Origin of the sequence: Allobosea sp. UNC402CLCol (assembly GCF_000745475.1) — a bacterium.
Classification (GTDB): Bacteria; Pseudomonadota; Alphaproteobacteria; order Rhizobiales; family Beijerinckiaceae; genus Allobosea; species Allobosea spartocytisi.
In genome coordinates this window covers 910,412-924,511 of the sequence record NZ_JQJJ01000009.1, presented here as the reverse complement: position 1 = coordinate 924,511, position 14,100 = coordinate 910,412, and the positions used below count along the sequence as shown (strand labels likewise).

The following is a 14,100-nucleotide window of genomic DNA, read 5'->3' as shown; positions in this document are numbered from 1 at the left end:
CGACGGCACGATAGCTGCCGGCGCCGGTGGCTTGTCGCCGAGCGAGGAGTGCGGGCGCCTGGTGTTGTAGCGCGGGCGCCAACTCTCGATGACGGTCTTCGCTTCGGCGAGGCTGTAGAAGATCTCGCCGTCCAGAAGCTCGTCGCGGAGCTTCGCGTTGAAGCTCTCACAATAGCCGATCTCCCACGGCGAGCCCGGCTCGATGAAGGCCAACTTCGCTCCGACGACCGCGATCCAGTCCGCACCGCTTTGGCGACAAACTCCGGGCCGTTGTCTGAATGCACATGTCCTGGCACGTCGCGCAGGATGAAGTGGTCCGAGAGGACGTTGATGACATCGATCGACCTGAGCCTGCGATCGATCCGCCATCGACCCGCGCGCCGGAATCGGCGCACCGCACTGCAGCAACCTCGCAGAACGTCTGAACTGCCGAGCTCCCTCCCCTTTTCAGAAGGTTCTGCTGCCTGGCCGGTGCATTTCGGCGCATCCCGATACCGGCGCTTTTGCAAACTCGGAGGCGAGATCGGGCAGTCTCGGCTGGAATGCGGCGCTTCCCTTCACGGGCATTCGGGACGCGCCGGTCGTCAACATCCTTCGTGACTGTCTGCCCGCGATCATTCCGGCTCCTTTCTCGGAACGAGAAGGAGCCGGAATGATCGTACTGGCTCGAAGACGATGGATGATAGGACAAGCCATGCCAATTGAAGTCCAGCGCGTCCAGGACAGTGCCGGGTTCCCAACCAAGGTGGATGTCGTCGTCGTTGGCGCCGGCATCGTCGGATCGTCCACGGCTTACGAGTTGGCGCGCAAAGGCCGGTCCGTCGCCCTTTTCGAGAAAGGCATGGTGGCGGGGGAGCAGTCGGGCCGCAATTGGGGCTGGGTCCGCCAACAAAATCGCGATCTCCATGAACTGCCCCTGGCCGGTTACAGCCTGAAGCGCTGGGGTGAGCTCAACGCCGAGATCGGCACCGATCTCGGCTTCCGTCGCGCCGGCTGCTTCTATCCCACGCGGGACCCGGCCGAACTGGCGCGTTGGGAGACGTGGAGCCAGAAGGCCCGGGAATACGGCTTCACCAACGAGACGCTGTCCGCGAGCCAGACGCGCGAACGCATGAAGGGCAGCACCAGCCCATGGGTCGGGGCGATCTGGTCTCCGACTGACGGCAAGGCCGAGCCCAGCCTGGCGGCTCCCGCCATCGCCACAGGCGCCAAGGCGCTGGGCGCCCATCTGCACCAGAACTGCGCCGTGCGCGGTCTCGACATCGCAAACGGGCAGGTCAAGGGCGTATGGACGGAGCGCGGACTCGTGCAGGCCGACGCCGTCGTCCTGGCCGGCGGAGCCTGGAGCTCGCGCTTCCTGCGTCGTCACGGCGTCGACCTTCCCGTGGCCAATATCGAGGGAACGGCCCTGCGCACGACCGCAGCGCCCGAGATCGTCGAAGCCGGCTGCGTATCGGGGGCGGGGTACGCCCTCAGGCGACGTCTCGACGGCGGCTATACCGTCGCCGTGCCCGGCCATGGGATCGTGAATCTCGCGCCGCAAGGCATCCGCTACGCCACGAAATTCCGCGAGATGATGCGGGCCAAGATCGCCAAAAAGCTCAAATACCGAGTCAGCAGCCGTTTCTGGAACGGCCCCGACGCCTGGGGCGGCTGGGACTTCGACAAGATGTCACCGTTCGAGCGGATCCGGGTCATGGACCCCACCCCCGATCAGAGCCTTGTCGACGAAGCCATCCGCAATCTCGTCGCCGACTTCCCGGCCCTGAAAGGCATCGGCGTCGCTGCGGCCTGGGCGGGCCTGATCGATACATCGCCCGATCTCGTGCCGGTGATCGATACGACGGACGTGATCCGGGGGCTCACGATCGCCACCGGGTTCAGCGGTCACGGTTTTGCCCTCGGCCCGGGAGCGGGCCGTCTGGCAAGCGAGCTTGCGATGAACGAAAAGCCGTTCGTCGACCTCCATGCGTTCCGGATCACGCGCTTCTCCGACGGCTCCGCGATCAGGCGCCCCGAAATGATGTAGGTTGATCCGGAGCAGAACGAGGCAAGCGACGGGCGCGGCGTTGAGTCGGCCATCGGGGGAGGTTATCCCGGCCAGCAGACGCAGCGCCGTCTCATCGACGGTTCCAACCAACGGCTTATCCAAGAAAGCCGAAAGAAGAATGTTACGCGGTCTGGCCTAGGGAGGGGCTGCGAGATGCAACAATCGGTAAGATTGAAATCCTTCGAGCTCTTCGCTCAGGACATCGACGGGATAGACGTGAACCTGCTGCACGCCTTGTCGACCAGTGTCGGCTGGCCGCACCGGCCCAAGGACTGGGAGATGTTGCGCCGCGCCGGCAAGGGCATCGTCGCGGTGGACGGCATCGGTCGCGTCTTCGGCAGCGCGATGTGGTTTCCGCATGGCGACGACTTCGCCACGATCGGCCTCGTGATCACATCGCCGCGCACGCAGGCGCAGGGGAACGGGCGCTGGCTCATGGAGCGGGTTTTCGCCGAATGCGGCGGCCGGCACCTCAGCCTCAACGCCACGCGCGCCGCCTATGCCCTCTATCGTTCGCTCGCCTTCGTCGACGAAGGAATCGTCCACCTCCACCAGGGCAAAGTCTCCCCGGAGCTCCCTTCGCTGCCTCGCTTGAACGGGCATTTCGAGGAGCTCGCACCGGGACGATTGGCGGAGATCGCAGCTCTCGACCTCGCGGCGTTCGGAGCGGACCGACTGCCTCTGCTCGAACTCCTCGCCGAACAGGCCTCGATCCGCGTGCTGCGGCGCGACGGGGTCGCCGTCGGCTACTCCATGTGCCGCGCCTTCGGCCAGGGACATGTCATCGGCCCGCTTGTCGCGTCGAACGATGATGACGCGATCCATCTTGCAGCGGTTCATCTCGAGACGTTCGGAGGCCGATTCATGCGCGTGGACACGCGCTCCACAGGCGCGTTCGCCGCGTTTCTCCGGCGCAATGGACTTTCCGTCACCGATACCGTCACGACCATGTCAAAGGGGCGCCGCTTCCTGAACGAGAAGCCGGGTGAGCCGATGGTCTTCGGCTTGGCCGGCCACGCCCTTGGGTAAGCTCGAGCCGTTGCGCCGCCCGCCGGCCTGGCTCGGCGGACACAACACGCTCCCGCGTCGCGCCGGAAAGGCTTCGGCCGGATCGGCCGGCAGACCCACACACGGATCTCGCGGATCGCTTCGCGCGCACGCTGGATGCCGCGGAAGGTCCGGGCCTCCCCCGCCCCTCTCCTCGACATCGACGTGACCCGGCGGGACCAGACCCGTGCCCCCTTGGCCGCCTCCATCGGAGCCGGGCCAAAAGGGTTGAGGGGACGTTCGGCATTCGTGCCGCAAAGCCGGAAGCTTCAGATGAAGATGCCGGAAAGGCTCCACTTTGCAGCGGGAACTGCGGCGCGGCGCGGACCATCTTCTGCCAGGTGGGAGCGCGGCATCGAAGGGAATGGCTCGCCTGGGAAAGCGAGCGCGCCGGCGATCCCCAACTGGCCGGAAACGTCTTCGAGAAGCTTGCACCCATCATGCCATCGACCATCCCCCAGGGGCTGCGGAACAGAGCCGACGACGCGATCCTGACGGCTTTCTCGTCGGAACATCTCGCAGGAGCGCTCAAGCTCTCGCAGGAAATGTCCTGGCCCTACCGCCTCGAAGACTGGGCCTTTGCCATGACGCTGGGCCAGGGCTTCGCCATGGTGCGAGGCGGCGAGGTGATCGGAACGGCCGCCTGGTTTCCCGATGGCGAGGCCTTCGCGACGATCGGCATGATCATCGTCTCCGGCAAGGCTCAGGGACACGGCTTCGGCGCCCGACTGATGGACGCGCTCCTGGCTGCGGCGGGAACGCGGACCCTTCTTCTGAATTCCACGACGCAGGGGCGGCCGCTCTACGAGCGGCGCAGCTTCCGGCCCGTCGGCATCATCCACCAGCACCAGGGCGTCCCGAAAGGTCGCCACAAGGCGCCGCCGGTCGATCTTGTCCGCCCGTTGCAGCCATCCGACTTCGACGCCGTCGCCCGCCTCGATCGCCAGGCGACCGGTTCCGAGAGGCGGACACTTCTGCGGCTGCTCGTCGAGGCCGGCGAGGCGCAGGTCCTTCTCCGCGACGGCGAGGTGGCCGGCTATGTGATCAGCCGCCGCTTCGGCCGCGGACACGTCGTCGGCCCCGTGGTCGCGCAGACGCCCCCCGAGGCGCGCCTTCTGATCGAAGCGGCGCTGGCCCGTCTCGAAGGGTGTTTCGTTCGCATCGATACCGCCGCAACCGACGAGCTGTCGCCCTGGCTCGAAGAGATCGGCCTCTCACTGGTCAGCGATGCGCTCACCATGGTCCGCGGCCCCCTGCCACCGACCGGGCCTGCGCGTGTCTTCGCCTTGTCCAATCAGTCGTTCAATTAGGAGCATCGGAATGCCGCCATCCGACGCCGCCACGCTCGACACTCTGGAAACACCAGCGCTCGTTCTCGACGCATCCCGACTCGACCGCAATCTCGCCCGCCTCGCGGCGCGCATGGCCGAACAGGGCGTCGCGCTGCGTCCGCACATGAAGACGGCCAAGTCCATCGACGTCGCACACCGGGCGTTTCCGAACGGACCCGGCCCGATCACCGTCTCCACCCTGGCGGAAGCGGAGTATTTCGCGGGACATGGCTACCGCGACATCACCTATGCCGTCGGCGTCTCGCCCCATACGGCCGCACGAGCCATGCGCCTGCGCAAGGCCGGCATCGATATCAAGGTCCTGCTCGACACGCGGGAGCAGGCGGCGATCCTGGGCGAGGCCGGCCGCGCGGCGGGCGTGACGCCATCGGCCTTCATCGAGATCGACTGCGACGGCCATCGTGGCGGGCTTCTGGTCAGCGACCCCAACCTCCTCGGCGTCGCCGCGGCTCTGGATGCGGCGGGCGTCACGCTCGCGGGCGTCCTGACCCATGCCGGCGAATCCTATGCGCTGCATACACCCGAAGCGCTCGAGGCAGCGGCCGAGAACGAGCGGGCCGTCGCCGTCGAGGCCGCACAGCGGCTGCGGGCCGCCGGGCACGAATGCCATGTCGTCAGCGTCGGCTCGACGCCCACTGCCCATTTTGCCAAGGCGCTCGACGGCGTCACGGAAATGCGAGCCGGCGTCTACATGTTCTTCGATCTCGTGATGCATGGCGTCGGGGTCTGCACGACCGACGATCTCGCGCTTTCCGTCCTCGCCACCGTGATCGGGAAGCGGCCGGAAAAGGGCTGGATCATGGTCGATGCCGGCTGGATGGCTCTGTCGCGAGACCGCGGCACGGCGGCCCAGCGCGTCGACCAGGGCTATGGGATCGTCTGCGATCTCGACGGCAGACCCTACCCCGATCTGATCTTGGCCCATGCCAGTCAGGAACATGGCACGCTGGCGCTCCGCTCCGGCTCCTCGCAGGAGCTGCCCGACCTGCCCGTCGGCGCCAAGGTCCGGATCATGCCCAACCATGCCTGCGCCACCGGTGCGCAGCACGAGCGCTATCACGTCGTCTTCGGACCCGCGAGAGCGATCGCTGCCGAGTGGCCGCGCATGCGCGGCTGGTAGGCGCTGCAGCCCGCAACCCGTCTTCCACTTCGAGAGAGACCAGGGTCCGATGAAGCTCACATCCTACTGGTTGGATACGTCGATCCCGTTCTCGGGTGGCGCCGAGGGGCCGGTTCAAGGCCGCTATGACGTCGCCGTGATCGGCGGCGGCCTGACCGGCTCTTCCGCCGCCCTGGCGCTCGCCAAGAAGGGCGCGCGGGTGATCCTGCTGGAAGCCGAGACGATCGGCCATGCCGCCTCGGGGCGCAATGGCGGCATGTGCAACAACGGCTTCGCGCAGGATTACGGCATCATGTCGCAAAGGCTCGGCCATGAAACGGCCGACCGCCTCTACCGTGCCTTCGATGCAGGGGTGGACACTGTCGAGCGCCTCGTTGCCGAGGAGGACATCGATTGCAGCTTCGCCCGCGTCGGCAAGATCAAGCTCGCGGCCAAGCCGGAGCACTACGACAAGCTGGCGCGGGCCCAGGATCTTCTCGCCGCCCATGTCGATCCCGATACCGAGATGGTGAGCCGCGCGAACCTCGCCTCCGAGGTCGGCTCCGGGCGCTACTATGGCGGCCTGATCTATCGCAAGAGCGCCAGCATCCATATCGGCCGCTTCGTGCGCGGCCTCGCAGAAGCCGCGGCGCGGCGTGGCGTCACGATCCATGAGCGCACGCCGATGATCGGGCTGAAGCCGGCTCCTGGCGGTGGCCACGTCGTCGCGACGTCGAAGGGAGACGTCACCGCGCGGCAGGTGCTGCTGGCCAGCGGCATCTCGCAGGCCGGCCCGCTGGGCTGGGTGCGCCGCCGGATCGTACCCGTCGGGGCGTTCCTGATCGTGACGGAGCCGTTGCCTGTCGACCTTCTCGACAAGCTGACGCCGCGCCGCCGCAACGCGGTCGATACCAGGAACCTCGTCAACTATTTCCGGACGACCCCCGACAACCGCCTGCTGTTCGGCGGCCGGGCGCGCTTCGCCGTATCCAACCCGGCATCCGACGAGAAGAGCGGCGCAATCCTGCGCGCCGCGCTGAACGACGTCTTTCCCGCGCTGCGTGACGCGCGCATCGACTATTGCTGGGGCGGCATGGTCGACATGACGCGCGACCGCCTCCCGCGCGCCGGCGAGCGTGACGGTGTCTACTACTCGATGGGCTACAGCGGCCACGGCACGCAGATGTCGACGCTCATGGGCACCATCATGGCCGAGGTCATGGACGGGCGTGCCGAGCTGAACCCGTGGAAGGACTTCGCCTGGCCGGCCATTCCCGGCCATTTCGGCAAGCCCTGGTTCCTGCCGCTCATCGGTGCCTATTACCGGATCAAGGACCGTTTCCAATGAGCCATGCCGTGCAGCACCTCAGGGAGAGCGGGCATCTCGGCCGCTTCTACATCGACGGCGGCTGGCGCGAGCCCGATGGTCAGGATCGAGCCTGCGTCATCAACCCCGCAACCGAGACGGCGATCGCGGAGATTCCGCTCGGCAGTTCAGGGGACGTCGAGGCCGCGGTCTCCGCGGCCCGCCGCGCTTTTTCCGGCTGGTCCCGGACAGAGCCTGCGACACGCGCCGCGCTTCTCAGCCGCGTCCATGCGCTCGTGCTGGAACGAGCGGAGCTGATCGCACAGGCGCTCACCGCCGAAATGGGTGCGGCCATCACCTATGCGCGCCGGGCACAGGTTCCCCTCGCCGCCGAGCATCTGCGCGTGGCGCGAGACAATCTGGCGGACTTCGCCTTCGTCTCGCAGCGCGGCAGCACCGCGATCCTGCGCGAGGCGATCGGCGTCTGTTCCCTGATCACGCCGTGGAACTGGCCGCTCTATCAGATCACCGCCAAGGTCGGCCCGGCGCTGGCCGCAGGCTGCACGGTCGTCCTCAAACCCAGCGAGCTGTCGCCCCTGAGCGCGCTCCTCTTCGCCGAACTCATGGACGAGGCCGGCTGCCCGCCCGGTGTGTTCAACCTCGTCAACGGAACGGGACCGGTGGTCGGCGAGGGTCTCGCCTCGCATCCCGAGGTCGACATGGTCTCGATCACCGGCTCGACGCGGGCGGGCGTCCTCGTGGCGCAGGCGGCCGCTCCGACGGTCAAGAGGGTCGCGCAGGAACTCGGCGGCAAGTCGCCCAATATCGTGCTGCCCGATGCCGATCTCGCCCGGTGCGTACCGCTGGGCGTCGCAGCGGCCATGCGCAATCTCGGCCAGTCCTGCAGCGCGCCGACACGGATGCTGGTCCCCCGTGACCGCCTCCGCGATGTCGAGGCGCTGGCCGCGGCCGCCGCCGGCGAATTCGTCGTGGGCGATCCCCTGCTGGAGGCGACGACGCACGGGCCCATCGCGAACCGCGCCCAGTTCGAGCGCGTCCAGATGATGATCGAAGCGGGCATCGGCGAAGGCGCGAAACTCGTGACGGGCGGCCCCGGCCGCCCGGCGGGCATCGCCTCGGGCTTCTACGCCCGCCCGACGATCTTTTCCGAAGTCCGCCGCGAGATGGTAATCGCGCAGGAGGAGATCTTCGGACCCGTCCTGGCCATCCTGCCCTATGACACGGTCGAGGAGGCGGTAGAGATCGCGAACGATACGGTCTACGGCCTCGGCGCCCATGTGCAGGGAACCGAGATGGACGCGGTGCGCGAAGTCGCCTCCCGGATTCGCGCCGGACAGGTTCATCTCAATGCGCCGGACTGGGATCCGAATGCTCCTTTCGGCGGCTACAAGCGTTCGGGCAATGGCCGGGAGTACGGGCGCGAGGGCATGGAGGAATATCTGGAAACGAAGGCCGTCCTCGGCTTCTACAGCTAGGACCGGGGAGCGGAGACGTTCTCCGTGATGACCTTCGTTTCATAATAGCGGGCAGAACCTGAGTCCCTCTCAGCACCTGCATCCGTCGCCCGGCGCGGACCCCGGAGGGGCCGCCCGCTTGCGGCTCGGTGTCGCCGTCAGCCGTGCTCGCCCTTCACGTCGAGCGCGTCACGCAGGCCATCGCCGATGAAGTTGAAGCTCGTCACTGCGATCGTGATGGCGGCGCCTGGGATGATCGCCATCCAGGGCGCGCTGGACAGGTATTGCTGGGCACCGTTCAGCATGTTGCCCCAGCTCGGCAGCGGAGGCTGGATGCCGTAACCCAGGAAACTGATATAGGCTTCCAGCAAGATCGCCCGTGCGACGGTGAGCGACGCCGCGACGGTAATGGGCCCCATCGCGTTCGGAAGGATTTCCCGGAACATGATGTGCACGGAGCTGAGCCCGAGCATGCGGCCGGCGAGCACGAATTCGCGTTCGCGCAGCGACCGAACTTCCGCCTCCACGATACGGGCCACCTCCATCCATTTGGTGACCGCGATGATGACGACGATCATCAGCGGACTGGGCTGAAGGGCGGCCGAGAGCGCAAGGACGAGGAAGATGGACGGAAAGGCGAGGAAGCCGTCCACGGTTCGCATCAGCGCGGCACCGAGCCAGCCGCCGCGATACCCGGCGATGACGCCGACGACCGTGCCGACGACGACCGACAGAAGCATCGCCGAGAAGCCGACGAGGAGCGAGACCCGGCCGGCGACGAAGAGCCGGGCAGCCAGGTCACGCCCGAGCGGGTCCGTGCCGAGAATGTGCGAGCCCGTCAGGGGCGGCGCGAAGCGCGCCCGCAGGTCGATCTGAAGGATGTCGTAGGGCAGGAGCCACGGCCCCACGACACAGGCCACGGTGAGAGCCGTGATCATCACGAGACCGAGCAACGCCAGGGGATGCTGCGCGAAACGCCGCGCGACGCGGCTTTGCCACCAGCGGCTCGGGCGATCGCGCAGAGCGAGGGTGTTCATTGTCGTTGTTCCTCGACCAGTTGCGCCGCTCAGGCCAGTCGGATCCGCGGATCGACGAAGGCGATCACGATGTCGGCGATCAGATTTCCGAGAATGACGATGATGGCCGAGAAGATCAGGAGGCCCATCACCACCGGATAGTCGCTGTAGCTCAGGCTATCCAGGAACAGCCGCCCCATGCCCGGCCATGTGAAGACGGTCTCGGTCACGAGCGCGCCGGTCAGGATGCTGGGCAATTGCACGCCCGCCAATGCGATCATCGGCAGCAGGGCGTTTCCGACGACATGCTTCATCAGCACGCGCCGCTCGCTCGCGCCCTTCGCACGCGCCGTCTTCACGAAATCCTGGCTGATCGCATCGAGCGTCGCGGTTCGCATGTAGCGGCTCCAGATCGCGACATGCACGAGCGACAGCACCACGCTCGGCATGATCAGATGATGCGCGTAGTCCAGCACCGACCCGTCGCCGATCGTGTACATGTTGCCCGCCGGCAGCCAGCCAAGCTTCAGCGTGAAGAAATAGATCCCGATCAGGCCGAACCAGAAGGTCGGAATCGACAGCGCGATCATGGCACCGATCGTCGCGAGATAGTCGAAGACCGAATGGCGGTGCGTGGCGCCCCGGATTCCGATCCAGCTCCCGAGCGCGATCGCGATCACCGTCGACGTTCCCATCAACAGCAACGTCGCGAAGATGTGGCGCCCGATGACGGACAGCACCGCGGAACCGTCGCGGAAAGATTTTCCCCAATCGCCCTGCAGAAGCCGCCAGGCCCAGTCGAAATACTGGACCCAGAGCGGCCGATCGAGCCCCAGCTGCTGCTTCAGGCGAGCGAGATCGTCCTGGGTCATCCCGGGATCCAGGCCGTACTGCGCCATCGGCCCACCCGGCATCAGGCTGAGGGTGGCGAAGCCGATCAGCGAGACGATCACGAGCAGCACGGCGCTCTGGAACAGGCGATGAAGCAGGAAACCACGCATCGCGCCCTCCTCAATGTCGTTGGCCGTCAGGGGCGCCGCTCGCCGATGTCAGCGAGCGACGCGGGGGGCAGTTCAGCTCATCCAGTACCAATGCGCTGCATCCCAGGATTCGGTGCGCGTGTTGGGATTGGCCTGAAAGCCCTGGATCTTCTTCTTGCGACCGTAGCCCGCCTCGGTCTGGTAGATCGGCATGAAGGGCAGATCCCGCCGCACGAGTTCCTGGATCTTGTTGTAGATCGGGCGGCGCGCCTCCGGATCGAAGGTGCGGGTGCCTTGCTCGAGGAGCGCGTCCACCTCGGGGTTGACGTATTGGGCATTGTTCGAGCCGCGCCCGCCCTTGGCCGGGATGGCCTTGGAGCTGAAGCGGTTGGTGACGTCGGGATCCGCGCCGATCAGGAAGGTGATGCCGACGATCGCCGTGTCGAATTGCGACTGCTGCCAGAAATCGCCCCAGATCACCGCCGCGGGAAGGTTCGAGATCTTCATCTCGACGCCGATCTCGGCGAGGCTCTGCTTGACGAACTGCTGGAGCTGCTCGCGCAGCTGATCGCCGGCCGTCGTCGAATTCGCGAAGGACAGCTTGACGCCGTCCTTGGCGCGAATTCCGTCCGGCCCCTTCTTCCAGCCGGCATCTTCCAGCATCTTGGCCGCCTTCTTGAGGTCGAATTCCTGGACCGGCAGGTTCGGATTGTAATAGGCGGACTGCTTGGGCATGAAGGTCTCGGTCGGAGCCGGCATGCCGTAATAGAGGGCATCGATGATCGACTTGCGATCGATGGCCGTATAGATCGCCTGCCTGACGACGAGTTCCTTGAACTGCGGCCGGTCGAGATTGAAGTAGATCGACTCGATATTCGACCGGAGCACCTTCTCCACGGCGAGGCTGGGAAGTTTCTTGGCCTCCTCGAAATAGTTCGCCGGAATGTACTGCTGGCCGATCATATCGATATCGCCGCTTTTCAGCTGCGTGTAGAGCACCGTCGAGTCGGGGATGTATTTGAAGATCAGCCGCTCGAGATAGGGACCCTCGCCGAAATAATCGGGATTGGCCACCAGCTCGACATGATCGCCGGCGACGCGCTTGCCGAATTTAAAGGCGCCGGTTCCGATCGGAGCACGGTTGAAGGCCGCATTGTTGACGTCCGCCTCTCCGTCGAAGGCGTGCTTCGGGACGATGAAGGTCTCCGTCAGGAAGGACAGATAGGGCGCGAAGGGCTGCTCCATACGCCACTGGATCTCGGTCGGGGACACGATCGTGATGTCGCGGACCAGCGCGTGTCCAAGCGTACGCCAGCTGCGGAACTTCGGATTGACGATCAGTTCGAGCGTGAACTTGACGTCCTCGGCGGTGAACGGCTTGCCGTCATGCCAGCGCACATTGTCCCGCAGCTTCACGCGCCATTGCAGGCCGTCCTGCGAAATCCCGCCATTCTGCTGGCTGGGCACCTCGCGCGCGAGGTTGGGCTGGATCACGCCTTTCGGATCGACCCGGAACAGGGCGTCGAACAGCGAGAAGTGCACGCCGTCGTCAACCTCGATCTTGACCATCAGCGGGTTGAGGACGGTCGGCTCCTGCGACATGCCCACGACGACGCGGCCGGCGGGCTTCTGCGGCGGGGTCTGGCCGAAGGCCGGGCGACCCAGAAGATTCGGAGCCGCGAGGCCGAGGCCGCCGATGGCGGCCAGGCGCATGGCATCGCGACGCGACCATCCGGCCTTGGTATCAATCGGTTTCGTCATCTGTCGTTTCCCTCTTTTGGTTGCTTGGTTGTCAGCCCGCCAAGGCGATCCGGCCGCCCCCATCTGGCCTTTCGCCGGGGATGGCGGCGACCAGTTCGCGGGTGTAGGCGGAAGTCGGGTCCAGGAAGATCTGCGAGGGCTGCCCCCGCTCGACGATCTTGCCCTTGTGCATGACCACGATCTCGTCGCAGATCTGGCTCGCGACACGCAGGTCATGCGTGATGAAGACCATCGAGACGCCGGTTTCGCGCTGGATGTCATCGAGAAGCTTCAGGATCTGGGCCTGAATCGAGACGTCGAGCGCCGAGACGGCCTCGTCGGCCACGAGCAGCTTCGGCCTGAACATCAAGGCCCGGGCGATGCCGATACGTTGCCGCTGCCCGCCGGAGAATTCGTGCGGATAGCGATCGAACGCTCCACCATCGAGACCGACGCGCTTCAAGAGCGCGCGGGCCTCGTCCCTGGCCTCGGCATAGGGCGTGCCATGCGCGACGGGTCCGACCGTCAGTATCCGGCCGATCGTGGAACGCGGGTTCAGCGAAGCCGAAGGGTCCTGGAACACCATCTGGATCCGGGGCCGCAGCCGCCGGAACTCCGGTTCCGGCATCCTCGCGATGTCGGTCCCCTCGAAGACGATCCGCCCCCCGTCGCTGTCCATCAGCTTGAGCAGCAGCCGGCCGAGCGACGACTTGCCCGAGCCGCTTTCGCCGACGATGCCCAGCGTCTGCCCGGCCGCCAGATCGAAGGACACCTCGTTGACCGCCGCGACCTCGCGTAGGGTCCCCATGAACGCACTGCCGCTGCGGTAGGTTTTGAGCAGGCCCTCGACCTTCAGGACCGGCTCGCTCGCGGCGACATCGAGCGCCGGGCGGTTCTGGCCCGTCAGATGCGGGACCGCGGCGATCAGACGCTGCGTATAGGGATGGCTCGGCGTCTTGAGCACCTTGTCCGCGCTGCCCTGCTCGACGATCTGCCCCTTCTCCATCACGACGACGCTGTCGGCGATCTCCGACACGACGCCGAAATCATGGGTGATGAACATCACGCTCATGTTCTTGCGGCGCTGGATGTCCCGGATCAGCTTGAGGATCTGGGCCTGGGTCGTCACGTCCAAGGCGGTCGTCGGCTCGTCCGCGATCAGGATGGAGGGCTCCAGGGCGAGCGCCATCGCGATCATGACCCGCTGGCGCTGCCCGCCCGACAATCTGAACGGATATTGCTGATAGGTGAGCTCCGGGCTCGGCAGGCCGACTTCGGTCAGGAGTTCGAGCGTGCGTTCGCGCCGCGTCTGCGGCGTTCCGACCCCGTGCACCGCCAGAACCTCGTCAACCTGTTGGCCCACCGTCATCAGCGGATTCAAGGCGGACAACGGATCCTGGAAGATCATCGAGACGACCCTGCCCCGGATCTCGCGGAGCCTGTCGGGCGGCAGGCCGACGATATTCTGTCCTTCGAGCAGGATCTCGCCGGCCGTCACACGGATAGACCGAGGAAGAAGCCCCATGACGGCATTGGCGGAAACCGATTTGCCGGAACCGGATTCCCCGATGATGCAGAGGATTTGACCGCGTCTCAGATCGAACGAAACGTCGCTGACGGCGTGCGCCCGCTCCATATTGCGCGGCAGACTGAGCGTCAGGCCGCGAATCGCAAGCGCGACATCTTGGGCAGCCCCAGTCGTTTTGCCAGCGCTCATGGGGCTGCGGCTCCTTTCAGGACGTTGCGATCGAGACAGCTCGTAATTGCCGATCCCCCATGGTCACCCAACCGCTCCGGCAGAATTTGTCGAAAGGGCCAACCTCAACAGCAGAAAGCATCGCCAGAACGACGACCGGCAGAGTTATGCGACGCGCCCTTATCCGCCGAAGCACGCGCTGGCGGCGGTGCAGGCTCTGCTGTCACGATTTCTCGGGAATCAGTGCGGGCAACCGGCCATCATCGCGCGTTGCAAGGCGCACCCATCTTCGGGCCTGCCCGGTCTCAAGGCGACCACCAAGGCCGGACGCGGCAACAG

At 66.0% G+C, this 14,100-nt stretch carries 10 protein-coding genes and 1 pseudogene; 6 read left to right on the top strand and 5 right to left on the bottom strand.

The window, feature by feature from the left end:
• Positions 1–6: 6 nt before the first annotated feature.
• Positions 7–365: pseudogene (locus GY40_RS27030) on the bottom strand (integrase core domain-containing protein); the annotation flags it as partial.
• A 329-nt stretch (positions 366–694) separates the two neighbouring features.
• On the opposite strand from GY40_RS27030, the gene GY40_RS11635 reads away from it, so the two are divergent.
• The 6 genes from GY40_RS11635 to GY40_RS11610 all read left to right on the top strand — a co-directional run bounded on the left by GY40_RS11635 (position 695) and on the right by GY40_RS11610 (position 8,350).
• Positions 695–2,029 (top strand): NAD(P)/FAD-dependent oxidoreductase, encoded by a 1,335-nt coding sequence (locus tag GY40_RS11635; protein WP_038362025.1) that lies wholly within the window; start codon positions 695–697, stop codon positions 2,027–2,029.
• 174 nt (positions 2,030–2,203) lie between these two features.
• Entirely contained in the window at positions 2,204–3,079 is an 876-nt protein-coding gene (locus GY40_RS11630; protein ID WP_038362022.1) for a GNAT family N-acetyltransferase, read from the top strand.
• Positions 3,080–3,537: 458 nt separating this feature from the next.
• Positions 3,538–4,407, top strand: a complete 870-nt coding sequence (locus GY40_RS11625) for a GNAT family N-acetyltransferase (RefSeq protein WP_038362597.1) — start codon at positions 3,538–3,540, stop codon at positions 4,405–4,407.
• Positions 4,408–4,417: 10 nt separating this feature from the next.
• On the top strand, positions 4,418–5,569 hold the full coding sequence (locus GY40_RS11620; protein WP_038362021.1) for an alanine racemase: 1,152 nt from the start codon (positions 4,418–4,420) through the stop codon (positions 5,567–5,569).
• A gap of 49 nt (positions 5,570–5,618) precedes the next feature.
• Positions 5,619–6,896 (top strand): NAD(P)/FAD-dependent oxidoreductase, encoded by a 1,278-nt coding sequence (locus GY40_RS11615; RefSeq protein ID WP_038362018.1) that lies wholly within the window; start codon positions 5,619–5,621, stop codon positions 6,894–6,896.
• A complete protein-coding gene (locus GY40_RS11610) occupies positions 6,893–8,350 on the top strand; it encodes an aldehyde dehydrogenase family protein (protein ID WP_038362015.1) in 1,458 nt (485 codons plus the stop codon). Before GY40_RS11615 ends, GY40_RS11610 begins: the two co-directional genes overlap by 4 nt.
• A 137-nt stretch (positions 8,351–8,487) precedes the next feature.
• Here the strand turns inward: GY40_RS11610 and GY40_RS11605 are convergent, their stop codons facing one another.
• The 4 genes from GY40_RS11605 to GY40_RS11590 form a co-directional block, all read right to left on the bottom strand.
• Positions 8,488–9,366 carry an ABC transporter permease gene (locus tag GY40_RS11605; RefSeq protein ID WP_038362012.1) on the bottom strand — a complete coding sequence of 293 codons (879 nt, stop codon included), beginning with the start codon at positions 9,364–9,366 and terminating at the stop codon, positions 8,488–8,490.
• Between the two features lie 29 nt (positions 9,367–9,395).
• On the bottom strand, positions 9,396–10,346 hold the full coding sequence (locus tag GY40_RS11600) for an ABC transporter permease (protein ID WP_038362010.1): 951 nt from the start codon (positions 10,344–10,346) through the stop codon (positions 9,396–9,398).
• 72 nt (positions 10,347–10,418) lie between these two features.
• Positions 10,419–12,086, bottom strand: a complete 1,668-nt coding sequence (locus GY40_RS11595; RefSeq protein ID WP_038362007.1) for a peptide ABC transporter substrate-binding protein — start codon at positions 12,084–12,086, stop codon at positions 10,419–10,421.
• Positions 12,087–12,117: 31 nt separating this feature from the next.
• A complete protein-coding gene (locus GY40_RS11590; protein WP_038362005.1) occupies positions 12,118–13,782 on the bottom strand; it encodes an ABC transporter ATP-binding protein in 1,665 nt (554 codons plus the stop codon).
• Positions 13,783–14,100 lie beyond the last annotated feature (318 nt).